The 24,310-nt window shown below is 42.9% G+C and carries 25 protein-coding genes; 4 read left to right on the forward strand and 21 right to left on the reverse strand.

Going from position 1 to position 24,310, the window contains the following annotated elements; genetic code table 11:
- Positions 1–158: 158 nt before the first annotated feature.
- On the forward strand, positions 159–689 hold the full coding sequence (locus J1C91_RS11610) for a TetR/AcrR family transcriptional regulator (protein WP_002894223.1): 531 nt from the start codon (positions 159–161) through the stop codon (positions 687–689).
- Between the two features lie 103 nt (positions 690–792).
- Here J1C91_RS11610 and J1C91_RS11615 read toward each other — a convergent pair whose 3' ends face one another.
- The 15 genes from J1C91_RS11615 to mnmA form a co-directional block, all read right to left on the reverse strand.
- A complete protein-coding gene (locus J1C91_RS11615; protein WP_023917132.1) occupies positions 793–1,737 on the reverse strand; it encodes a 3-oxoacyl-ACP synthase in 945 nt (314 codons plus the stop codon).
- Positions 1,738–1,837: 100 nt separating this feature from the next.
- Complete coding sequence (locus J1C91_RS11620; RefSeq protein ID WP_002908327.1) at positions 1,838–3,097, reverse strand: F390 synthetase-related protein; 1,260 nt, start codon at positions 3,095–3,097, stop codon at positions 1,838–1,840.
- Complete coding sequence (locus J1C91_RS11625; RefSeq protein WP_002908328.1) at positions 3,066–3,893, reverse strand: MBL fold metallo-hydrolase; 828 nt, start codon at positions 3,891–3,893, stop codon at positions 3,066–3,068. The genes J1C91_RS11620 and J1C91_RS11625 overlap by 32 nt, the downstream gene beginning before the upstream one ends.
- Entirely contained in the window at positions 3,868–4,899 is a 1,032-nt protein-coding gene (locus tag J1C91_RS11630) for an NAD-dependent epimerase/dehydratase family protein (protein WP_125439402.1), read from the reverse strand. Before J1C91_RS11630 ends, J1C91_RS11625 begins: the two co-directional genes overlap by 26 nt.
- A gap of 199 nt (positions 4,900–5,098) precedes the next feature.
- Complete coding sequence (rpsD, locus tag J1C91_RS11635; RefSeq protein WP_002899562.1) at positions 5,099–5,710, reverse strand: 30S ribosomal protein S4; 612 nt, start codon at positions 5,708–5,710, stop codon at positions 5,099–5,101.
- A 262-nt stretch (positions 5,711–5,972) separates the two neighbouring features.
- A complete protein-coding gene (locus tag J1C91_RS11640) occupies positions 5,973–6,695 on the reverse strand; it encodes an ABC transporter ATP-binding protein (protein ID WP_002908330.1) in 723 nt (240 codons plus the stop codon).
- Positions 6,695–7,693 carry an ABC transporter substrate-binding protein gene (locus J1C91_RS11645; protein WP_032912350.1) on the reverse strand — a complete coding sequence of 333 codons (999 nt, stop codon included), beginning with the start codon at positions 7,691–7,693 and terminating at the stop codon, positions 6,695–6,697. Before J1C91_RS11645 ends, J1C91_RS11640 begins: the two co-directional genes overlap by 1 nt.
- 44 nt (positions 7,694–7,737) lie before the next feature.
- Positions 7,738–8,517 (reverse strand): ABC transporter permease, encoded by a 780-nt coding sequence (locus J1C91_RS11650; RefSeq protein WP_002908332.1) that lies wholly within the window; start codon positions 8,515–8,517, stop codon positions 7,738–7,740.
- Positions 8,518–8,792: 275 nt separating this feature from the next.
- Entirely contained in the window at positions 8,793–9,416 is a 624-nt protein-coding gene (locus J1C91_RS11655; RefSeq protein ID WP_032912352.1) for an HAD family hydrolase, read from the reverse strand.
- A gap of 96 nt (positions 9,417–9,512) precedes the next feature.
- Complete coding sequence (locus tag J1C91_RS11660) at positions 9,513–9,788, reverse strand: Veg family protein (RefSeq protein ID WP_002894239.1); 276 nt, start codon at positions 9,786–9,788, stop codon at positions 9,513–9,515.
- A gap of 2 nt (positions 9,789–9,790) precedes the next feature.
- A complete protein-coding gene (gene dnaB / locus J1C91_RS11665; RefSeq protein ID WP_002894241.1) occupies positions 9,791–11,146 on the reverse strand; it encodes a replicative DNA helicase in 1,356 nt (451 codons plus the stop codon).
- Between the two features lie 26 nt (positions 11,147–11,172).
- Positions 11,173–11,625 carry a 50S ribosomal protein L9 gene (rplI, locus tag J1C91_RS11670; protein ID WP_002908335.1) on the reverse strand — a complete coding sequence of 151 codons (453 nt, stop codon included), beginning with the start codon at positions 11,623–11,625 and terminating at the stop codon, positions 11,173–11,175.
- Positions 11,622–13,643 carry a DHH family phosphoesterase gene (locus tag J1C91_RS11675; RefSeq protein WP_002908336.1) on the reverse strand — a complete coding sequence of 674 codons (2,022 nt, stop codon included), beginning with the start codon at positions 13,641–13,643 and terminating at the stop codon, positions 11,622–11,624. Before J1C91_RS11675 ends, rplI begins: the two co-directional genes overlap by 4 nt.
- A gap of 157 nt (positions 13,644–13,800) precedes the next feature.
- A complete protein-coding gene (gene mnmG, locus J1C91_RS11680) occupies positions 13,801–15,708 on the reverse strand; it encodes a tRNA uridine-5-carboxymethylaminomethyl(34) synthesis enzyme MnmG (RefSeq protein WP_032912556.1) in 1,908 nt (635 codons plus the stop codon).
- Positions 15,709–15,845: 137 nt separating this feature from the next.
- Positions 15,846–16,991 carry a tRNA 2-thiouridine(34) synthase MnmA gene (mnmA, locus tag J1C91_RS11685; protein ID WP_260469039.1) on the reverse strand — a complete coding sequence of 382 codons (1,146 nt, stop codon included), beginning with the start codon at positions 16,989–16,991 and terminating at the stop codon, positions 15,846–15,848.
- A 274-nt stretch (positions 16,992–17,265) separates the two neighbouring features.
- Between mnmA and sdaAB the strand changes: the two genes are divergently transcribed.
- Genes sdaAB through J1C91_RS11700 form a run of 3 tightly spaced genes read left to right on the forward strand, consistent with a single transcriptional unit; the run spans position 17,266 to position 19,517 of the window.
- Positions 17,266–17,937, forward strand: coding sequence for an L-serine ammonia-lyase, iron-sulfur-dependent subunit beta (gene sdaAB / locus J1C91_RS11690; RefSeq protein ID WP_002908339.1), 672 nt, complete (start codon positions 17,266–17,268; stop codon positions 17,935–17,937).
- A gap of 8 nt (positions 17,938–17,945) precedes the next feature.
- Positions 17,946–18,818, forward strand: a complete 873-nt coding sequence (gene sdaAA, locus J1C91_RS11695) for an L-serine ammonia-lyase, iron-sulfur-dependent, subunit alpha (protein ID WP_002899542.1) — start codon at positions 17,946–17,948, stop codon at positions 18,816–18,818.
- A gap of 51 nt (positions 18,819–18,869) precedes the next feature.
- Complete coding sequence (locus tag J1C91_RS11700; RefSeq protein ID WP_048773849.1) at positions 18,870–19,517, forward strand: HAD family hydrolase; 648 nt, start codon at positions 18,870–18,872, stop codon at positions 19,515–19,517.
- Between the two features lie 133 nt (positions 19,518–19,650).
- On the opposite strand, the gene J1C91_RS11705 is transcribed toward J1C91_RS11700, so the two are convergent.
- The 6 genes from J1C91_RS11705 to rodZ form a co-directional block, all read right to left on the reverse strand.
- On the reverse strand, positions 19,651–20,241 hold the full coding sequence (locus J1C91_RS11705; RefSeq protein ID WP_002894257.1) for a LysM peptidoglycan-binding domain-containing protein: 591 nt from the start codon (positions 20,239–20,241) through the stop codon (positions 19,651–19,653).
- Between the two features lie 210 nt (positions 20,242–20,451).
- A complete protein-coding gene (locus J1C91_RS11710; protein WP_002908341.1) occupies positions 20,452–21,246 on the reverse strand; it encodes an energy-coupling factor transporter transmembrane component T family protein in 795 nt (264 codons plus the stop codon).
- Complete coding sequence (locus tag J1C91_RS11715; protein ID WP_002908343.1) at positions 21,239–22,078, reverse strand: energy-coupling factor ABC transporter ATP-binding protein; 840 nt, start codon at positions 22,076–22,078, stop codon at positions 21,239–21,241. The genes J1C91_RS11710 and J1C91_RS11715 overlap by 8 nt, the downstream gene beginning before the upstream one ends.
- Positions 22,054–22,890, reverse strand: a complete 837-nt coding sequence (locus J1C91_RS11720) for an energy-coupling factor ABC transporter ATP-binding protein (protein ID WP_185761353.1) — start codon at positions 22,888–22,890, stop codon at positions 22,054–22,056. Before J1C91_RS11720 ends, J1C91_RS11715 begins: the two co-directional genes overlap by 25 nt.
- Position 22,891: 1 nt before the next feature.
- Positions 22,892–23,431: a CDP-diacylglycerol--glycerol-3-phosphate 3-phosphatidyltransferase gene (pgsA, locus tag J1C91_RS11725; RefSeq protein ID WP_125439408.1), complete on the reverse strand. Its 540-nt coding sequence runs from the start codon at positions 23,429–23,431 to the stop codon at positions 22,892–22,894.
- A gap of 16 nt (positions 23,432–23,447) precedes the next feature.
- Complete coding sequence (gene rodZ / locus J1C91_RS11730; protein ID WP_125439410.1) at positions 23,448–24,302, reverse strand: cytoskeleton protein RodZ; 855 nt, start codon at positions 24,300–24,302, stop codon at positions 23,448–23,450.
- Positions 24,303–24,310 lie beyond the last annotated feature (8 nt).

Consider the following 24,310-nt stretch of genomic DNA (forward strand, 5'->3'; position numbering starts at 1 on the left):
ATAAAATTTTGTCTATCTATGCTTAATTCCGGAATTTAACTCTTTTCCACTGGAAAAACATTTGATATAATAGTACACGGAGAAAAAGAAAAAGTAGTTTGCTATGATGGCTATTCGCTTGAAGAGCAGACTGAGGCTTAGCCTCAAAGGGAGATTTTATGTTAGAAAGCAATAAACGCCGAAAAACCAAGGCTATTATTGAAAGAGCCATGGTTTCACTACTGCATAAGCAGTCCTTCGACCATATCACTACTGTACAGCTAGCTCAAGCTGCTGGCATCAGCCGTAGTAGTTTTTATACTCACTACAAGGACAAGTACGATATGATTGAACGTTATCAGCAAAACCTCTTTCATCAGTTGGGATATATTTTTGAGAATAATCAAGAAGATGTTCAAACTGCGATTACAGAGGTCTTTCAGTTCCTCCAGCTAGAACCACTCTTGGCTGCTCTTTTGACAGAAAATGGCACGAAAGAGATTCAAAATTTCCTGCGCCATAAGCTGCAGGTGATGCTGGCGGATAGTCTGCAGGACCGTTTTAGTAGACGTGTTTACAATCATTTTGAAAAAGAATACAGCCGGGTCTTTCTAGCCAATGCCTTCTTTGGTGTCTGCCAAATGTGGATTGCTAGAGGAAAAAAAGAAAGTCCTGAACAAATAGCAGAATTTCTTTTGAAAATGCTGTAAGAAGCTGCTCTAATTCATTGAATTACAGCTCTTCTAATATTTTGAAAAATTAAACAGGGTGTACGAAACCTCTTTTGGTTCTGTACACCCTATTTTTATTGCATTATAGTTTCATAGCCAGCATATTGACTGTCATTCCAGCTGCTGTTCCCATCAGAGCGATGGTGTCCCCTTCCTTGACCAGATTACGCTCCAGAGCATAGCAGAGAGAAAAAGGCACTGCTACTGACACCATATTCCCATAGTCTTGCACAATATTAAGGTATTTATCATCAGGAATACCCAAGCTGCGCATGACCATTGGCAGAGCCCGACTCGCCTGATGCGGAATGATATAATCCAAGTCAGATAGGCTAAGGCCACTCTTTTCTTTAAATTCTTTAAACATTTCTGGAATTTTTCTGGCAGAGAGCAAGAGAATCTTCTTGCCATTCATGTCAAACATGTAGTGAGTCTTGGTAGCATCTGAATACTCCTTAGGCTGAAACGATGTCAAACCACCGCGAATCTCTGTATCATGAGCTCCCTCAGACCAAGTCCGCTGCAGGCTGGAGATGACCCCTCTCTCTTCCTCTGTTGCTTCAAAAATCAAAGCAGCCGCACCGTCACTGAACAACTCAAAACTTTCCTTCTGATTGGGATTGAGACCCAAACTTCCAACCTCACTGGACACAATGAGAATCCTTTGATACTCACCAGCCTCCAACAAATGAGACATGAGACTCAAAGCCGAGATAAAACTGGTACAGGTCGTATTGATATCCATGGCTGGAATGGACAAGCCCTTGGCTACCAACTCATGAATCAGGGCCGCGGTGCAGGGAATAGGCTGAACGCCCACTGCACTAGCTGACACGATACAATCGATGTCTTTGATTGTCAAACCCGCTTGCTCTAGGGCTTTTTCAATCGCCTTAACCGCCATGGAAAGCTGGGTTTCTTCATTTTCCACTACCCGATATCGAGTCTGATCCTTAAAAGTCACGGTATTTCTAGGTAGATGCGTACCGTAACCAACTATCTTTATATGATTCTTTACTGCAGTCATATTAAACTCCTTCTTGTCAGACTTGGGGCTGCTCGGCAGCTGGGTAAACTGCCAAAGCACTTCAGCCTCTGATTCATATGTTTTTCCACTTGGAGCATTCTTAAGCCCGATAGATACGTTTCAACTTACGGCTTCTGTCCCGCTGATAATCTTCAAAAGAAATAGCCGGCATAAGAAAGTCTTTATCAGTCGCCAAATTCTGAAACTGCTGGATAATCTCGTCTTCTCGCTGCTGACTACGATGTTCGATAGCAATGGTCAGCGAGTAGTCCTTTTTCTGAGCGACTTGATATTCTCCAATCCCATCAACCAAGAGCAGACAACGGCGGATAAAGTCTGGAAAGACCTCCACCGACTGACCTGCAGCATTTTCAAAAATGAAAATATCATCTGAGCGCCCCTCAATCCTGTCAATCCGTGTAAAGACCGAACCGCAAGGGCAAGGTTCAGGATTTTCCACCAAGATATCATTCAGCTCATATTGAAAAATTGGCTGAGAAGTCCGCTTAAAATCCGTAATAATTGGATAAAAGCGCCTATCATCCAGGTAGCGCTTATCTACATGGACAATATCTTCGTTTAGATGAAGATTGCCGTAGGCACAGCTGCAGGCTAAAAAGCCCTCGGTCGCTTGGTAGACCTGATCCACCATTTTCAGACCAAAACCTGCTTGAATCCTCTGCCGATCTGGCTCTTCCAAAATCTCTGCCACCGATACGACTTTGCTAGCGGCAATCTGCAAATTTTCTGCCTGGACTTGTTTTGCCAGCTCCAAGAGCATTGATGCTGGCGCTACCAAAATCGTCGGCTGGTAAGCATTCAAGCGCTCTACGTGTTCTTCAGCTCCCTGGAAAGTATCAAAATACTCCAGAGAAATCAAGCCTGAATTGACAGTCTGATAGAGTTGGTTGTCTGCCCGAAGAAAGAAGGCAATTTTGTGCCCAAAGAGTTTGCCTTTAGGCAGCATCTTGGCCAAGATGGCTGCCGCCCACATACTGCGCTCCTTTTCAGTGGTGACAAACAAGCCTCGGTGACCGGATGTCCCCGAAGACAAGCCGACAGCGATTTCTCCTATCATGGGACTGAAATCACGTGTCCGCTCACTCTCTAGGGCCAAAGCTAGCAACTCATCACGATCCAGTCCCTGAGTATTGAGCTCATTGAAATGCTCCATCATGAAGGCCTTATTCATCTTAAAATCTGCTGGAATACCTGATTTAAAATAAGGTGATTCCTGCTGCAGAAATTCCCGATAGGCTGCTAAAGCCTTGATTTGATAGCATTCCAAGGCCTGTCGATCTTTAAATCGATGCACCCAGCGCATGACGCTAAAGGTTTTTAGAAATGTTCCTAGTTTCATACAAAATCTGCTCCGCTCTCTCAGCCGGATCATGACTGACTAGCACCTGATAGCCAACAGCAAGTAACTGCCGTAGCAAGGCCACACCGGCCATGTATTCTTCCTTACTATCTTGGATGAGTGACGGCAAGAGACGCATCTGCTCCGTATAAGGCAACAGATCCACGCCCCAGCACAAATCAGCTCCGATAAACAGATGATAATCTGGCAAAAAGAGACAAGCTTGACCAGCAGCATGCCCATCAACTGAGGCCAGATATATACTGCCATCGCCAAACAAGTCAACTGTCTTGCGATAGAGGAATGCTGCTTGGACCTGCTGAGGTTCCACCACTTCCAACCGACTCTCAAAATCCTGCGGAAGAAATTCCTTGAAAATCAAATCCTTCAGTTTGGCATGCTGATACGTTTTGAAAACGGTCTTGGTCAGAATGAAGCGGGCCTTGGGAAAGAAAGCGGCTCCGCCGATGTGATCTGGATGCAAGTGCGACAAGATGACATAAGAAATATTTTCTGGCGCAATTCCTTTTTGCTCAAGCAGACGATCTACACGCTCCTCTTCTGACATATCAACAGGCGTTCCCAGACCATAAAGCCAGTATTTAAAATTGGGCTTCAGAATAGCTGGAGAATAGCCAGTGTCGTAGAGAATATAGCCTTTCTCACGATGCTTCAAGAGGAAAACACCAGCTGGAAAAATCATTTTTTTCTTGGCAACTCCCTTAAACATCTGCTGCAAGTGACTGCTGCAGCGCCCAGGGTGAAGATACTCAATTTTTTCGATAATGTTGGACATATTTTGCAATCCCTTCACTGATTGTCAACTTGGGTTGATAGCCCAAATCTCTTACTGCTGCTGATATATCCAGCGTTTGACTGTAACGCATTAAGTAATAAGTGTAAAGAGTCAGAGGAGGCTCTTTTTCAATGTTAAAAAAGCGATAAAAGCTTTCAAAGCCCTGTGCCAGAAGACCTAGAAAAGCAGCAGGCAACTTAACATAACGTTTACGAACCTGTAAACCTTCCAAAGCTTCATCCAGCATATCCTTGAAACTACGGGATTCTCCGTTGCTAATGTTGTAAACTTGTCCTTGAGCTTCTGGAATTTCCAAAGCCAGACGAACAGCCAAGGCCACATTTTCCACACAGGTCATGTCCATCATTTGCTGACCATTTCTTATGAGTGGAATCGCCAGTTTTTGGCTCAAGCGCAGAATCCTAGGAAAGATACTGGTATCTCCAATACCAAAAAGCCCTCTAGGGCGCAAGATAACTGATGGAACTTGAGGGTAGCTTCGGACAATCCGCTCAGCCATGAGCTTACTTTTGATATAAAAATTCAGCTCATTTTCCTGAGGAGCAGCCTCTTCTTTAATAGCAAGTTGATCACGCGCCGCAGCATAAACACTAGGTGAGGAAATATAGACCAGTCTTTTCACTCCAAAATGTCGGCAGGCTTCCATAACCAGTTTGGTTCCTACCACATTGGTCTGATAAAACTGCTCCCAGGGTCCCCAAATCGTTGAGAGGGCACCAGCATGTACCACTGCATCCACTCCTTCGCAGGCTGCAAAAATTTCTTCTTCTCTGGTAAAATCTCCAGCAAAAAACTCTACTAAAGGACCTTCTAACTGCCGACCAGCCTTCAGATTACGACCAAAAGACCGCACCTGATAGCCTTGTTCAGCTAGCTCTTCAACAACATACTTTCCTAGAAAGCCAGTCGCTCCTGTCACTAGAACCTTCATCGCTACTCCTTTCATACAATTTTCTGTTTCTGTCTTGTCCCCATTATACACCATTTCAGCAAATCTTCCGTAAAAAAGCTGGAAAAAATCTTTACAGAGTGTCTCACCTGATTGGATAGGAGCAGAAAGAAATCAGATAATTTCCAAATACAGCTATCTCAAGCCATTGACATTTTTTTGTAGGAATTAGCTCTATTATTTCATTGAAAATATAAAAAAGAAGCCGGGAAACCGACTTCTGAACAAATACAAATTAAAGCATTTTGTTGTAGAATTCAACGATAAGTGCTTCGTTGATTTCTGGGTTGATTTCATCGCGCTCTGGAAGGCGAGTCAATGAACCTTCTAATTTTTCAGCATCGAATGATACGAATGCTGGACGTCCAAGAGTTGCTTCAACAGCTTCAAGGATTGCAGGCACTTTCAATGATTTCTCACGAACTGAGATTACTTGACCTGGAGTTACGCGGTATGATGGGATATCAACGCGTTTGCCGTCAACAAGGATGTGACCGTGGTTTACGAATTGACGAGCTTGACGACGAGTAGTCGCAAGACCAAGACGGTAAACAACGTTATCCAAGCGACGCTCCAAGAGAAGCATGAAGTTGAAACCAAGGATTCCTTCTTTGATTTTTGAAGCTTGAACAAACAAGTTACGGAATTGTTTTTCACCTACACCGTAAGTGAAACGAAGTTTTTGCTTTTCAGCCAATTGCAAACCGTATTCTGACAATTTGCTGCGGTTGTTTGGTCCATGTTGACCAGGTACATAGTTACGGCGAGCCAATTCTTTACCTGTACCAGTAAGAGAAAGACCCAAACGACGAGCTTGTTTCCAAGATGGTCCTGTATAACGTGACATAAAAATGTCCTCCTGTAAAATATTTTCGAGGAAATAGTCACTTAGAAAGCCCTGATTCGTGCAGAACATTTTCGCCCAAACAGCTAAGGCTACTTTTATAGCTGATGTTCTGTTGACGAGCTCCATGCTTTCCTGCTGCTATTTCACACAAAGGCTATTGTACCATGAATACAGTCAAAAGTAAAGGGCCTCATCCAAAAAATCAAGCCAAAAGGCTTGATTAAAGTTGTTTCTTTAAAGCAAAGGAATTCCAACAGTTGCTTCACACTCCCAAAATCCTCAAAATCTCTTGCTTATATCGCAGCTTCTGTAGTTCCTTATCCTCGCTGTCTGACCAGGTCAGCTGGAGATTTGCGACGATTTGCCCAGGCCGATTTTTCAGAACATAGATACGGTCACTGAGAGCCAGAGCTTCCTCGATGCTATGAGTAATGAGAAGAGTCGTCAGACCCAGCCTACGGTGAATATCCAGATACCAAGTGTGTAGCTCCATCTTTGTCAGCTCATCCAGAGCACTAAAGGCCTCGTCCAGAAGAAATAGCTTGTGACCGAACATGTAGGTCCGCAGCAGAGCCACACGCTGCCGCATCCCCCCACTCAGCTCATGTGGATACTTATCTGCCACATCAAAGAGCCCGAACTCCTTCAAAATCTGAGTTGCCTGCTCCGTCGCTTCCTTTTTGGATACTTTTTGGATTAGCAGGGGTAAGATGACATTGCCCAACACCGTCTTGTGCTCCAGCAGCAAGTCCTTCTGCAGCATATAACTCACCCGACCCTTGGGATTTTCCTGCCCGTCTAGGACAATCCTGCCCGACTGGACCTCCAAAATCCCAGCAATCAGATTAAAGAGGGTCGTTTTCCCGACTCCACTTGGTCCCAAAATCGCTACGACCTGGCCAGCTTCCACCTGTAGACTGATATCTTTCAAAATCTGCTGCTCATCATAAGCATAGCTTACATTTTCAAGTTTAATTTCTGTCATTATTTTATATAATCGTTGCTAAATCCCTTGTCACTCAAGTCATTGTCTACGATACCCTTATCCTTGGCCCATTTGTAAAAGGCATTCCAACGGCTAGCCTCAAACTGACCCCACTTGTCCTTATCCGATGCATATTGCTCAGACAGATATTTTTGAGAAGCCAAGACAAAGTCACGCTTGTTTTTCAACTCTGGCGCATGCTTGATTAAAATATCTGCTGCTTCTTCAGGGTGCTCCATGGCATATTGATAACCCTTCTTAATAGCCTGCAGGACCTTTTTCGCCTCGTCCGGATTCTTCTTGAGATAGTCATTATTAGCAATGATGACAGGAGAATAATAGTCAAACTCCTTGACATAGTCCTTCATATAAAAGAAATTAGTGTCCATGCCCTGAGTCTCTGCCATGATACCATCCCAACCATGATAAATCCACGCTGCATCAAACAAACCATTTTCAATCGGCGTAATTGAGTTGGAATCATTATTCGGAACTTTTTCTACCTCATCAAACTGGCCGCCTTGGCTTTCGACCAAAGTTTTGAGCATGCCCAGCTCCACTGGATCATTCCAAGTGCCATATTTCTTCCCAACCAGATCCTTAGGACTTGTAATCCCTGCAGACTTCTTGGAAATAATACCCGAAGTATTATGCTCTACAATGGCTGCAACAGCTGTGATTTCTGCGCCCTTATCCAGTTTTTTAGCCATGGAGTCCTGAAAATAAATACCAAAAGGCGCCTTGCCATTGATAATCAGATCCGAACTGCTATCTTCAGGCGGCAACTTGATATCCACATCCACGCCTGCTTCCTTGAAGTAGCCCTTTTCCTGAGCCACATAAAGGCCGGTATGGTTGGTGTTAGGTGACCAGTCTAGGATAAAATCAATCTTTTTACCCTTACTTTCAGACGTAGATTTCGACTGGCTGCAGGCCGCTAGGCCAATGATTGACACGGCAGCCAAACCTGCCAACAAGACTTTATAACTTTTTTTCATCATTATCCTCTTTTCTTTATTTGGAAAATAGCAGAGTTGAGCTCCTATTTCCACTTGATGACATATTTTTCACTGACAGCCACTAGCTTCATCCCCAGAAGACTGATAACCGAAACCAATATGATAATGGCAAACATGGTATCGTACTGGAAAAGTTTCTTAGACTGGATCATATAGACACCCAAGCCTTCGAAACCGCCCAGCCATTCGGAAACCACAGTCGTGATAAAGGCATAGGAAACACTGACACGCAAGCCCGCATAGAAATAGGGCAAACTAGCTGGAATCTTAAAATGCCAAAGAATCTGCCAGCGATTGGCCTGCATAAGCTCAAAGAGAGTCATAGTATCTCGGTCACAATGCCGAAAACCATCCAGAATACTGACGATAATCGGAAAAGTCGTCGTCAGAATAATGAGCACAATCTTGGGCAAAATCCCATAACCCAGCCAGAGAACCAAGATTGGCGCCAAAGCAATGGTCGGAATCGTCTGCACCACGACCATCATGGGATAAATTAAATCATTGAGCCAGCTCATGCTGTCCATGAGTATAGCTAGTATACAGGCCAAGATGACACCCAAGACTAAACCCAGCAAGGCTACTTTTAAGGTCGCCCAGCTATGACTTGCTAGAAATCCAGCATCTCTGATAAAGGCCTGACCGATTTCCAGAGGTGTCGGCAGGATAAACTTGGGCAAGAGCTTGAGCCAGCCCATGACCTGCCAGATGACAAGTACACCCAGCATACCTAAGAGACCGATTTGCTGCCGCATCAGCCTTTGTAGTACTTTCATTAGAACGATTTTCCTCCCTTCCTGCATTTTAGCGCTGCTATTCTTCAAGATATCACCATTGATAAAGATGATAAAAGAAAAGGCCTTTTCCGTATATGGAAAAGGCGCACAAATACCACTATTTTCGGTATGATTCCTACGCTGGCATTACCCAGATCAGGTGCGGTCGAAGCTTACACTTCCTCTCAGACTGTACACAGACTCCCATATATAGGACTATGATAGCGCAATCATCAGCAAATGTCAAGGTTTGAGCTTGGACTCACTCCTTTTCAACTATAAGTGAAGCAAACGATCATCAATCAGCCAAACTTCCCCTTCGCAGCCAACAAACCCTCCATAGCCCTGATATTCTCTGTCTCGCTTGTGGATAAAATGGTTTCAAAGCCCAATTCAGCTGCCGTATTTAAGTTAGCCTGAATATCATCAATAAAGACGGATTCTACTGGATCCAGACCATATTTCTTCAACAGCTTTTGGTAAATCTCTGCATCTGGCTTGACGACACCGACCTCTGAGGAAAGGATATAGCCCGACACCAGTGAGTAAATGGGCAACAAACCAGCTTTTTCAATATGATAAAAAATCTCACAAGTGGTTGACAAGATATAGATTCGATAGCCCTGATTAGCCCATAGCCGAATTCTTTCCTGTAAACTACTGTAAACATGCACAACCTCATACCAATGATAAAAGATATTCTTAACGACAGAATGATAGGAAGCATCTAGCTGAGTCTGGACTCCCTCACAGGCTTCTTTCAAACTCAGCTCTCCTTTGTCTGTCTTATGCCAGACACCTGACTCAAAAATGGCCTGTCTAAGGACCTGCCGCCGCTCTTTCTCAGGTTCAAAATATGTCAGGATTTTCTTAGAATTCCATTCAATCAGAACATTGCCCAAATCAAAAACTAAATTTTTAATCATGATGACCACCTGTTTTCTTTGCTTATCATCCTCTATATACATCGATTTGACTGAGGAATTGCTTCACATATAAGTAAAAAGGCCCACTGGACCTTTCTATTCATCAAAATAACGGATGAGGTTCTTTTCTGTCAAAATGTCAGAATAAGTATAAGACTCTACATAGGTATTGGAAATTTCTCCTGGCTGACCGCCTTCATTGGAATATTCCACGATAAACAAAGACGGATAAACTTCAATCAGACGGCCTTGCTTACTTTTTTGGCGCTTACGGCCGTTTTCCAGCGTCATCTCGACGATTTGTCCTTCATGCGCCTTGATATCTTCTTTGATTTTTTTCATTTTTGCCACATCTGTAAATGCATCACTCATCTTTATTCGTCCTCTCTTTTGGAAATACTTGAGAATTTATTATACTCTTTCTGGAAAATTAACTCTACTGTACCACGCGCCCCACTCCGGTTTTTCTCGATAATAACTTCAACCTTGTTGTTGGGAATGCCTTCTTCCTCCTCACCAGCTCGATCATAATAATCATCCCGGTAAAGGAAGGCAACGATATCCGCATCCTGCTCAATGGAACCTGATTCCCGAATATCAGACAGCACTGGTCGCTTATCCTGCCGCTGTTCCACGCCACGCGAGAGCTGACTCAGCGCAATGACCGGAACCTTGAGCTCCTTAGCTAAGATTTTCAACTGCCGGGAAATTTCCGAAACCTCTTGCTGGCGGTTTTCACGGCCAGTTCCCGTAATCAGCTGCAGATAGTCAATCAAGACTAGCCCTAAATTACCCGTTTCTTGGGCAAGCTTTCGAGCCCGCGAGCGAATCTCTGTAATCCGAATCCCTGGTGTATCATCGATATAGATACTAGCATTGGCCAGATTAGCTGTCGCAATGGTATATTTTTGCCACTCTTCATCTGTCAGTTGCCCCGTACGAATGGAATGAGAATTAATCACCCCTTCTGAAGCCAGCATCCGGTCCACCAAGCTTTCCGCCCCCATTTCCAGAGAGAAAATAGCTACAGTCTTATCCAGCTTGGTTCCGATATTCTGAGCGATATTAAGGGCAAAGGCTGTCTTTCCGACCGCTGGCCGAGCCGCCAAAATGATTAATTCTTCCTCATGGAGACCAGTCGTCATCTTGTCCAGCTCACGGTAGCCAGTCGCAATTCCGGTGATATCTGATGTCTGCAGAGACCGAGCCTCCAGATTGCCAAAGTTAAGGTTCAGCACATCACGGATATTTTTAAAGCCACTGCGGTTAGCAGTTTCACTGACATCAATCAGAGCTTTTTCAGCTCCGGCGATAATTTCCTCTGACAGCCGGTCGCCATCGTAGGCTTGATTGATAGACTCTGTCAGACGCGAAATCAGCCGCCTTAGAATGGCCTTTTCTGCAACGATTTTAGCATAGTATTCAGCATTGGCAGAGGTTGGCACAGAATTGACCACTTCCACCAAATAGCTGAGACCGCCGATATTCTGCAAGTCACCCTGGCTGTCCAAAATATTGCGAACAGTCGTTGCATCAATGGCATCGCCGCGGTCAGCCAAGTCAATCATAGCCTTGAAAATCAAGCGATTGGCATACTTAAAGAAGTCAGCAGGCTCGATATACTCACGAACAAAGACCAGTTTGCTCTCATCAATGAAAATGGCTCCTAAAACGGACTGCTCCGCTAAAATATCCTGAGGCTGAGCTCGGAGTTCATCAATCTCTGCCATCGGTAAATCCTTCCTTCAAATCACTATTATCCTTCTTTAACCCGCAAACGAATCACCCCAGTTATATCCTGATAAATTTTCACTGGAACATCTATCAGACCAATGGAGCGAATCGGTGAGTCAACCTTAATATGACGTTTGTCAATTTTGATACCAAACTGCTTCTGCAGCTCTTCTGATATTTTCTTACTTGTAATAGATCCAAAGGTACGGCCGTCCGGACCAACTTTTTCAGTAAATTCAACAAGAGTAGCTTCTTCTGCTAACTTAGCTTTAATAGCTTGAGCTTCTGCCACTAGTTCTGCGTGGGCTTTTTCTTCGGACTTTTGCTTGCCGCGCAGTTCTCCGATAGCCTGCGCTGTTGCTTCCTTGGCTAAATTTTTCTTAATCAGAAAATTTTGAGCATAGCCAGTCGGCATTTCCTTGATTTCGCCTTTTTTGCCCTTGCCTTTTACATCTGCTAAAAAAATTACTTTCATCCTTTTTTCTCCTCGTCTATTATTACTTCCTCTTTAATGACTTGGTCCATAATTTCTTGATTCAGCGACTGAAGGACCTCAGAAACTGTTTTACCTTCAATTTGAGCTGCAGCCAGATTGAAATGACCGCCACCACCCAGCTTTTCCATAATTCGCTGAACGTTGATTTTGCTTCGACTGCGAGCCGAAATAGACACATAGCCTTTGGTATTCTTGCTCACGACAAAAGTAGCTTCAATTCCTGACATAGAGAGCATGGTATCAGCTGCCTTACTGATGACAACTGTATCGTAAGTGTTCTCCTCTGGACCAGCTGCTACAATGACATTAGGCAATATCTTCTTGCCATTTAAAATCAGCTCATTAATCGCACGATATTCCTCAAAATTCGTAGCGGAAATGTCCTGAATCACAACACTGTCACTGCCCCGAGTTCGTAGATAGCTGGCCACATCAAAGGTCCGACTGGTGACTCGAGATGAAAATCCTTTGGTGTCAAGCATAATCCCCGCCATGAGAATGCTGGCTTGCATCTTGCTGAGACGGTTCTTTTTAGAATTCTGGAACTGAATCAGCTCCGTTACCAACTCACTGGCACTGCTAGCCCCACTTTCGATATAGGCAATCACAGCATTTTCTGGAAAGTCTTCATCACGACGATGGTGGTCCACTACGATAATCTGACTGAATTGATCAAAGAAATCCTTAGACAGAGTCAGAGATATCTTGGAGTGGTCAACCATAATCAAGAGCGAACGATTGGTCACCATATTTACTGCTTCAGAAAGCGGCACCAGATAGTCAGCCCCTTCCTGCTGGAGCTTTGTAATGGAGCGCTCAATATCAGAAGCCATCTGGGACGGATCATAGACCACATAAGCTTTCTCAATGATATTACTAGCAAAGAGCTGCATACCAAGAGAAGAACCCAAGGCATCCATATCCAGATTTTTATGTCCGACTACAAAGACCTGATCCACACTCTTAATCTTATCAGAGATTGCAGCCATCATAGCCCGAGTACGGGTGCGCGTGCGCTTAACAGCTGACGCCGTTCCTCCACCAAAGAAGATTGGGTTCATGTTGTCGTTATTTTCTTTGACGACAGCCTGGTCCCCGCCCCGAACTTCAGCTAAGTTGAGGTTAAGCAGGGCAACCCGACCGATTTCATCATGATTGCCATCACCATAAGAAAAGCCCATACTGAGTGTCAGCGACAGCTCTCGATTTTTAGCTTCCGTCCGGAATTGATCAATGATAGAAAATTTATTTTCCATCAGCTGTTCCAGCACCGTGTAATCCGTAAAAAGATAGAAACGATCCATGCCAACCCGACGGTAAAACATGTGAAACTGCTCAGAAAATTCTGCTACGAAGTTGGCTATAAAGCTATTGATATGGCTGATGTCCGTGTCTGAAACGACATCTTCCAAATCATCATAATTATCCACTGAGATAATCCCGATCACAGGGCGCGTTGTTACCAGACCAACGGTGGCTTCGTATTCATTGGATGCATCAAAAAAATAAAACACACTGGATGCACGGTCCAAGTAAACCGAATATTTCTTGTCTCCAACCGTAGCATAATGACCAGAGTCTGAATAAGCAGCCTTCATGATATTCTTGAGCATATCAGCATCAAAATCACCATCTTCGGTTGTAAAAATCAGTTCCGCATAGGGATTAAACCACTCTACATCACCATTATCTTCACTGATTTTAATGACACCAACTGGCATCTTATCCAGCAAGGAAGCGAGGCTTCCTTCTGCTTGATGATTGACATAATGAATCTGCTCAATCTCATCTAGCTCGGATACTCTCTGTTGCTGGATAAAAAGCACAATCAAAAGAGCCAGCACAAGCATGAGAGCAGCTAGCATGGCCAAACTATCACCAAAAAGCCTCAGACAAATAGCTAAGATTATAAAGGAAATTAAACCCGCCATCGCCAAGTGAATTGGGGCAAAACGAAATTTTTTCATCATAGACCTCTTATTCCGCCATTTTACCATAAATCCTAGAAAAAAGCGAATTTCTCCCAATAATCAAAGCATTTAACAATGGTAAAGGAAGCGAAAAACAGTCTTTCAAAGTTTACAACATTGTAAATCTATTGTAAATTTACACAAAAAGGCTGCTTCCCAAAGGAAACTAAGCCTTTTACAAGAGTTACTTCGCTTGATTTTTAGAAATGCTTCTGGACTTGCCTTCTAGGTAAACCATCAAAATAGAAATATCTGCTGGATTGACACCAGAAATACGACTTGCCTGACCAATCGTTTCTGGATTAATTTTCTTGAACTTTTGACGCGCTTCTGTCGCAATCGAATCAATATCATCCCAGTCAATATTAGCTGGAATCCGCTTCTCTTCCATACGCTTCATCTTTTCAACCTGATCGAGAGCTTTAGAAATATAGCCTTCGTACTTAATCTCTGTCTCAATCAGCTCGATAATCTTTTCATCAAGCTCCTCTGCCGCCGGACCAATGAACTGAACTACATCTTGGTAAGACACTTCAGGACGCCGCATAAATTCTTTGGCAGTTACTGCATCTGTCAGAGGCTTAAAGCCTAGCGCTTCTACCTTAGCATTTGTTTCCTTGACAGGTTTTAGCTTGATCGATTCCAAACGCTTCATCTCGTTGTCAAATTGATTCTTTTTAATCTCGAAACGAGCCCAGCGCTCATCATCTACCAGACCAATTTCCCGTCCCATCTCTGTCAAACGCATATCTGCATTGTCATGACGGAGAATCAGACGGTACTCAGCTCGACTGGTCAAGAGTCGGTAAGGTTCTACCGTGCCCTTAGTCACCAAATCATCAATCATGACTCCAATGTAACCATCACTTCGCTTCAAGATCAACTCTGGCTTCCCTTGGATCTTCAAAGCCGCATTAATCCCAGCGATAATCCCTTGACCTGCAGCTTCTTCATAGCCAGAAGTTCCATTGGTTTGACCCGCTGTAAAGAGCCCTGAAATTTTCTTGGTTTCCAAGGTTACCCGCAACTGGTGGGGCATAATCATATCGTACTCAATGGCATAGCCTGTCCGCATCATCTCAGCATTTTCTAAACCTTTGATAGAGTGAACCAAGTCCTTCTGTACATCTTCTGGCAAACTGGTTGACAGCCCCTGCACATAAACTTCTTCTGTATCACGACCCTCAGGTTCTAAGAAAAGCTGGTGGCGTTCCTTATCCGCAAAACGGACAATCTTATCCTCGATTGACGGGCAATAGCGAGGGCCCACACCCTTAACGATACCTGAAAACATAGGAGCCCGGTGCAGGTTATTTTGGATAATTTCGTGACTTTCTGCATTGGTATAAGTCAACCAGCAAGGAACTTGATCTTTCACATAGTCCTCATCACGAGATGTGTATGAAAAATGATTGGCCTTTTCATCACCTGGCTGAATCTCAGTCACATCATAATTGATAGATGATGCCTTGACACGCGGTGGCGTTCCAGTTTTAAAACGACCAATTTCAAAACCTAGATCACGCAGGTTATCTGCTAAAGGAATGGCTGCCAGACTGTGATTAGGACCAGATGAATACTTGAGATCACCAATGATAATTTCTCCCCGCAAGGCTGTTCCAGTCGTAACAATAACAGCTTTAGCTGCATATTCCTGATGGGTCGCTGTCTTAACCCCAATTACTTTACCGTCTTCTACCAAGATTTCATTAATCATGGTTTGCCGCAGAGTCAGATTTTCTTGATTTTCGACAGTCTTCCGCATTTCTTTGGAGTAGACTTCCTTATCCGCCTGCGCCCGAAGAGCCCGAACAGCGGGTCCTTTACCAGTATTGAGCATCTTCATCTGGATATAGCTCTTGTCAATATTCTTAGCCATCTCTCCGCCCAAAGCATCTACTTCACGAACGACAATGCCTTTTGCAGACCCTCCGATAGATGGATTGCAGGGCATAAAAGCCAGCATCTCAATATTGATGGTTGCCAAAAGAACCTTACAACCCATTCGACTAGCAGCCAGCGATGCCTCAACCCCAGCATGTCCTGCTCCAATCACGATAATATCATAACTTTCAGTAAAATTGTGTGACATTTCTTTTTCCTTCATTTTTTCACCAAAAAAGGCCAAGTCTCTAGAAGTGCAGGACAAAAAAGCCTGCAACATCCATGAGCTTTGACCATCATAGGTATTGCTTATCTTATTTTAGCAGATTGAGCTGAATTGTCAATCTAAATGTACTGCAAGACTTGACCATTCTTATAAGCTCTGTCAATCAAGCCTCCACCCAGGCACTCATCGCCATCATAGAAGACAACTGCTTGACCTGGAGTAACAGCCCTTTGCGGTTGATCGACGTTGACAACAGCCTTGTCACCCTTTACAGCAACTGTCACCTTAGAATCTGGCTGACGGTAGCGGAACTTAGCTGTACATTCCATAGTAAATTCTTCTGGCATTTCTTTTGTGAAATGAACCTGACTAGCGTCAAGGCTGGTTGACATTAAGTTGTCATGATAAAAGCCCTGACCGACATAAAGAATATTTTGGCTGAGGTCTTTTCCAACTACAAACCAAGGTTCATTATCTCCCCCGTGCTGACCACCAATTCCAAGACCACCTCGCTGGCCAATGGTATAATACATCAACCCAGCATGCTGGCCCATATCTCGACCTTCCAAGGTCATCATGCGACCCGGCTGGGCTGGTAAATATTGACTCAGAAACTCTTTAAAATTCTTCTCGCCAATGAAGCAAATACCAGTCGAGTCTTTTTTCTTAGCTGTAGCTAAACCAGCTCTTTCAGCAATTGCTCGAACTTCTGGTTTTTCTAAATGACCCAGAGGAAACATAGTCTTTTGCAGTTGTTCCTGTGATAGTTGGCTTAGGAAGTAAGTCTGATCCTTATTGTTGTCCTTGCCACGCAGCATGTGAACCACGCCTTCTTGGTCTCTCTTCACCTGAGCATAGTGACCCGTTGCAACGTAATCTGCACCCAATGTCAAGGCATAGTCAAGGAAGGCTTTAAACTTGATTTCCTTGTTACACATGACATCTGGATTTGGAGTCCTACCTGCTTGGTATTCCGCCAAGAAGTATTCAAAAACGCGATCCCAGTACTCTTTCTCAAAGTTGACAGAGTAGTAAGGAATGCCAATCTGATCTGCAACAGCTGCTACATCCTTGTAGTCTTCTGTGGCTGTGCAGACACCAAATTCATCTGTGTCGTCCCAGTTTTTCATGAAGATGCCAATCACATCGTAACCTTGCTCTTTCAAGAGCAAAGCAGTTACTGATGAATCGACGCCTCCGCTCATACCAACAACGACACGAGTCTTAGAGTTATCACTCATTGTGTTCTCCCATCTTTTCGTTATTTCACGATTGAAGGTCGTGCTGTGCTTTCAACGATTGAAGATCGCTTGAGCAAGGCCTATTATAGCACGAAAGGACTAGGAAAACAAATCAGAAATTCAACTAAATTTATTATCTGTAAAGAATATTTACAACGTTGTAAAGTTATTGATTTTCTCGTTTACTTTCCTATCTAACGAAATTTTATAATATCCACTTTTAATTCATTTAAAAAATCAGCAGAAAGCCCTTAACTTTGTTATAATGAAAATAATAAATTAGCCGCAAGGAGAAATCATGACTTCACTAAGATTTCAATCTGTTTTTGATATTATCGGACCCGTTATGATAGGCCCATCAAGCAGTCATACAGCAGGTGCCGTCCGTATCGGAAAAATTGTCTCCTCTATTTTTAACGATGAGCCTACAGAAGTAGAATTCCAGCTCTTTAACTCTTTTGCCAAAACTTACCGAGGTCACGGAACTGACTTGGCTCTTGTAGCAGGGATTTTAGGTATGGATACAGATGATCCAGAGATTCCTAACAGCCTTGAAATCGCGCATAAACGCGGTATCAAGATTGTCTGGACCATTCAAAAGGATAGCAATGCACCTCACCCAAATACGACAAAGATTACAATCAAAAATGACCATAAAACAATCAGTGTGACTGGAGTCTCTATCGGTGGCGGCAACATTCAAGTAACAGAGCTGAATGGCTTTTCAGTATCTCTGAGCATGAATACTCCGACCATCATTATCGTCCACCAGGATGTCCCTGGTATGATTGCCCATGTCACCGAAGCTCTGTCACGCTACAATATCAATATAGCTCAGATGAATGTCACTCGTGAGAAAGCTGGGGAAAAAGCGATTATGATTATTGAAGTTGACAGCCGCAGCTGTGAGGAAGCCATCGATGAAATTCGCAATATTCCTCATCTGCATAATGTGAATTTCTTTAAATAGGAGAAAATATGTTTTATTCCATCAAAGAATTGGTAGAGCAAGCTGACCTGGATTACCAAGGAAATGTTGCTGAATTGATGATTGCTACCGAGTATGAATTGACTGGTCGTGAAAGAGATGAAGTCCTGCGGTTGATGCATCGCAATCTGGAAGTCATGAAAGCCTCTGTCCTTCTTGGACTCGATGAGAGCAAGTCTCGAAGCGGATTGACTGGTGGAGACGCGGCAAAACTTGACCATTATATCCAGTCAGGAAAGGCTTTATCAGACCACACTGTGCTGACTGCTGCAAAAAATGCTATTGCTGTCAATGAGCATAATGCTAAAATGGGTTTAGTTTGTGCCACACCAACGGCCGGCAGCGCTGGCTGTCTGCCAGCTGTTCTCACATCTGCAATTGAAAAGTTGGGACTCTCAGAAGAAGAACAACTAAACTTTCTATTAGCTGCAGGCGCTTTTGGCCTAGTCATTGCCAATAATGCTTCAATTTCGGGAGCTGAAGGTGGCTGTCAAGCTGAGGTCGGCTCCGCTTCAGCTATGAGTGCAGCTGCTTTAGTTCTGGCTGCTGGAGGCTCACCTTTTCAAGCTAGTCAAGCTATTTGTTTTGTCATCAAAAATATGCTGGGTTTGATTTGCGATCCAGTAGCTGGTCTGGTCGAAGTGCCTTGTGTCAAGCGAAATGCTATGGGAGCCAGTTACGCCTTTATTGCAGCTGATATGGCTCTTGCGGGAATCGAGTCTAAAATTCCTGTTGACGAAGTCATTGACGCTATGTATCAAGTCGGGTCAAGTCTGCCTACCGCTTTCAGAGAAACAGCTGAAGGCGGTCTAGCTACAACACCTACAGGTCGCAGACTTTCAAAAGAAATCTTTGGAGAATAACCTTGACAAATTTGTCAAGTATATTTACTAGATAGTAAACAAGGAGACAAGATGAATCATTTGAAATATATCTTCTTTGATTTGGATGGAACCTTAGTTGACAGTTCAAAGGGCATCCAAGAATCCTTTGAATACAGCTTTAAACAACTTGGAAAAGAGTGTCCTGAAGAAAGTATTATAAAAAGTTTTATGGGTCCTCCTCTGGAAGTAAGCTTCGCTTCTGTTCTTGAAGAAAGCCAAGTTCCAGAAGCAATTAACTATTATCGCAGCTTCTATAAGGAAAAAGGCATCTGGGGCGTCCGCCTCTATGAGGGGATACCAGAATTGCTGAAACAGTTAAAAGAAGCCGGCTATCAGATTTATGTAACAACGAGTAAAAATCAACCCACAGCACAAGATTTATTAGCAAATCTAGCTATCTCTGACCAATTTGATGATATTTTTGGCTCACTGCCAGATTCATTCCACAAAGCAGATGTTCTGCGTCGAGCTCTGCAAACACTAGATGCAAATCCAGAAGAAACGATAATTATAGGTGATACAAAGTTTGATATGATTGGCGGTAAAGAAGTAGGAATCTCAACTTTAGGAGTCCTTTGGGGCTTTGGCAGCAAAGAAGAGTTACTAGAAAATGGAGCAGATTTGCTAGCTAATTCTCCTAACTACATTTTAAAAATATTGAACGAACACTTTTCATAACTTTACACATCTGTCAATCCAGATAAGATTGTAACCTTTAAATCTTTATCTACACTATCATTTTCTGCTTATAAATTGTCAATTTTATGTAAACCAAAAAACCACAGATTTCTGTGGTTTTTTTAGTTCTATCTTAATAGCCCCAAGCTGAAAGTCCTTGAGCACTGTAGGCACTATATGCTGATTGAATTTGATCATCAACAGTAGCTGTTGATCCCCAACCTGGCATTGTTTGGAAAAGGCCACTTGCACCTGAAGGGTTGTAAGCATCTACTTGACCATTTGATTCACGGGCAATGATAGCTTCCCAAGTTGATGCAGGAACACCAGTCATTTCTGCCATACGTGATGCTGCATAAGAGCCTGTTGCACCAGCAGTATTACCATTGCTAAGTACAAGGCCTCCTGATGTTGCTGCTGAATTAGCTGTTGCTGCAGGTGCTGCATAATTATTTACGGGAGTTGCAGTTGCTGCTACGCTTGTTTCAGACGTTTTGGCACTATTTCCAAGTTCCAAGATTTGACCAACACGGATGTGATTTGGATCTGCAATCTTGTTTAACTCTACTAATTTCTCAAGAGTTGTATTTTTTTCGTTAGCAATAGCTGATAAAGTATCACCGGCTTCAACTGTATAGGTCTCAGCATTTGCAATACCTGAAACCAAGAAAGCCGCTGCAGCGACTGCACCTGTTAAAGTCCATTTTGCTGTTTTTTTGTTCATTAAAATGTAATTCTCCTTTCGGTGATAATACTATCTTACACATAAAATATTACCAAAAAGTTACATTAACAAGTCAAACGTTACAATAACATTTAGTTTAGACGTTAAAAACAGACTTTTACAGCTTTTTTGCCAAATATTTTCTTTGATCAAGCAAAAAATAGACAAGTTTAACTTATACTATTCTCTAAAAACACTTTAAACAGCAGGTCAGTTTTTCAATATATAAAGCAGAACACCTAATATAAATAAGCTAATAATAGCCAAGCTGTCATTTCTTTTCCATACCAAACGACGAAAACGTGTCCGACCTTCACCTCCATTATAGCCACGTGCTTCCATGGCAATAGCTAGAGCATCTGCCCTTTTAAAACTAGAAGCAAATAAAGGGATTAGAATGGGAATAATAGATTTAACCTTTTGAACAAGCTTTCCCTCACCAAAGTCAACACCACGCGCCCTCTGAGCATTCATAATCCTAGTAGTATCATCCATTAAAGTTGGAACGAAGCGCAGGCTCATAGAGAGCATCAGGCCAATCTCATGTGCTGGCACCTTGAAAACCTTCAGAGGTTTCAGCAAACACTCAACTGCATCGGACAAGCTTAAGGGCGTCGTTGTCAGAGTCAGAAGAGTAGAAAAGAAAATAATCAGAATAAAGCGGCTAAAAATAATGCCAGCCTGTGACAGTCCTGCTTCTGTAATTCTGATAAAAGCGAACTGAAAAATTGTTGCGCCTCCCGAGGTCAAAAACAGCTGGAACAAGGTGGTAAAAGCTATGATAAAAACCATGGACTGGATACCCTTTAAAAAGAACTTCAAAGGAACCTTAGACAGTAAGACCAAACTAAAAACAAAAACAAACAGCAGCAGATTGGTCACAAGATTATTAGCCCAGAAAATTAATAGAATAAAAAGAAACATCGCCAGCAACTTGCTCCGCGGATCCAAACGATGAATAATTGAATTTCCGGGAATATAGCGGCCTAAAATCAACTTATCCATGCAAGATCTCCTTGAATTCTTCAATTGTAATAGGATAGTGCGAGAAAGTCATCCCTTTCTCCGCCAATTCGTGAGCAAATTTTGTAATCTTAGGAACACCCAATTGAATACTCTCCATAAAATCAAGATCCTGAAAGACCTGAGCAGGCTGACCGCTCTTGACGACTCTGCCCTTATCTAAAACATAGACTGTATCAGCAAAGTTGGCTACATCATCCATTAGGTGTGTTACCAAAACAATGGTCATACCGGCACGATGCAGCTCTTCAAAGAGCCTCATCAGTTCTTTTCGACCAGATGGATCAAGTCCTGCTGTCGGCTCGTCCAAAACCAAGATATCAGGCTCCATAGCCAGTATACCTGCTATGGCCACCCTACGCATCTGGCCACCAGAAAGTTCGAAAGGACTGCGATTGAACAAATCCTCAGAAATTCCGACTAAGTGCAGCTTTTCACGCGCCAAAGCTTCCGCTTCTTCCTTAGAAACACCAAAATTCTGAGGACCAAAAGCCACATCTTTCAAAACTGTTTCATCAAAAACTTGACTTTCTGGAAATTGAAAGACCAGACCGACCTTCTTGCGTACCTGTTTAATGTCTTTATTGACGGAATCAGCTGTGATGACTGTACTGCCTACTTCAACACTACCCTGATTGGGAACCAGCAAGCCATTTAAAAGCTGAAGAATGGTTGACTTACCGCTGCCAGTATGCCCGATAAGAGCTGTATAACTGCCCGATTTTATCTCCAAATCCACTCCAAAAAGCGCTGGTCCCTCAAAAGGAGTGCCAGCTTGATAAGTATAACTTACATTTTTGAGAGTAATGCCCATAGTTGATCCTGCAATTCTTTTTCTGTTAAGTAAGAGTCTGGCATAGAAAGCCCTGACTGACGCAAAGCCACCTTTACCTGATTAACAAATGGCTGATCCAATCCTAGCTCTTCTAAATCTTCTCGAGAAAAAAGTTCTCTCGGGGTAGCGGTAGATTCAACCTGCCCCTCTTTCATGACCAAAACACGGTCGCTTAAGGCTATTTCATCCAGGTCATGAGTGATAGAAATGACGGTCAGCTGATTACTATCTTTAATTTTTTTCACGGTCTGGATAAGAGCCAAACGTCCCTCTGGATCCAACATGCTGGTTGCTTCATCCAAAATAATAATATCCGGCCTCAGAGCTACTACACCTGCAACAGCTACCCGCTGTTTCTGACCTCCGGAAAGACGAGCTGGTTCACGCTCCTTAAAATCCTGCATTCCGACAAGCTCTAATGCCTGCTGGACTCGCTCTACCATCAGATCATAGTCCAGCCCTTGATTTTCCAAACCAAAGGCTACATCGTCTTCTACAGTTGCACCGACAAACTGATTATCTGGATTTTGGAATACCATACCAATCTGTCTGCGCTTTTCCCAGACATTTTCAGCTATTAGCTTATCGCCTGAGATAATAATATCTCCGCTTTCCGCTTCTAAAAGACCGTCAATCAAACGAACTGAGGTTGATTTTCCACTTCCATTATGACCGACAATAGAAAGCCATTCCCCTTTTTTTACTTGAAAGGAGACATCATTTAAAGTGTAATTCTCAGACTCACTATCGTATTTGTACTTAAGATTTCTTACTTCGATGATATTTTCCATATTATTTAAAGGTATTTTTAAAGAGATAGGCACTTCCCTTGAAGTAGTCATATCCAGAATAAATCGTAAAGATTAAAGCGATATACAGAAGGATTTGTCCTAACAGAGTCCAATGAATCAGTAGAAAAATAATAGCAAACATCTGCGTGAAGGTCTTGATTTTACCTGGCATAGCAGCCGCTAAGACTGTCCCTCCTGTTTCCACTAAAAGCAAGCGTAGACCTGTTACTGCCAATTCCCGGCAAATAATAATAGCCACAACCCATGCAGGAGCCATTTTCATCTCGATCAACATGATAAAAGCAGACATCACTAAAAGCTTATCAGCCATGGGATCAGCAAATTTACCAAAGTTTGTTACCACTTCCCACTTTCGAGCCAAATAACCATCTAGATAATCAGTTATACTGGCAAAAGCAAAGATAAAAGCTGCCAAGATATGCATGGCATAAGAATGACCGAATGTTAAAATCACAACAAATACAGGGATTAAAGCAATTCTAACAAGAGTTAAGGCGTTTGGAATATTTTCTTTTTTCATGGTATTCCCTTCGTTTTTATCCTTTCGTAATGTTCAAACTAATGGTTCCACTATCGCTAGTCAAAGCCGAAGTATCTAGTTTTTGTCCCTCTATCGTCACAGTTGCTCCTTTAACAGGTGCTAACGTAATAAGATACTTATTGCCTGGCTCAAGAGCAACCGTCTGGCTTGATTTTTCAGGAGATAAGGTGATACCTTCGGCTAGTTCTGAATCGCTTATGCTTACCAAATTGGTCGTTTGCTCCACAGAAACGGTCACTTTGACAGGCTGACTTGCTCCGCTATACTCAGCAATCAAATTATCTCCGCTTCCACTAACTGTCAATTTGCTAGCTGAGGAAGAAACTGACTTAGAATCAGCTGAAGAAAAGGAACTCTTCTGACTGTTAATGCTTGTAGAGGAAACCAGACTATAATTGCTGTTAGATGCTTTGAAACTTACCGAATTGGTGTGAGCATAGCTCCAAATATAGTATGCCACGAAAGCTGCAATAGCTGAAGCCAATAAGAGAAAATAGAACAAGGGCAGAAAAGAGCTTTTATTTTTATTTTTTCTGCTCCTGAATTCCTCATCTGCTGCCAGTGCCACTTCATCAAAGACAATCATCTCACCAGCTTCGTAAGCCTCCAGAATAATGGATTCATCCAAATCTACAGCCCAAGCATATTTCCGCAAGAAGCTACGGGCATAGAAAGGACTAGGAAGCAAATCATAGTCATTTCGTTCCAGCGCTTCCAGCAAATCCTGCTGGATATCTGTCTTTTTTGACAGTTCCTCTAAGCTCAGCCCTTGATTGGTCCGAGCAAGTTTCAACACTTCTCCTATCGTTTTTTTTCTCATACGTACTTTTCCCTTATTTCTATTCTTCACTATTTTAA

This window comes from Streptococcus sanguinis (genome assembly GCF_050222175.1).
Lineage (GTDB): Bacteria > Bacillota > Bacilli > Lactobacillales > Streptococcaceae > Streptococcus > Streptococcus sanguinis_M.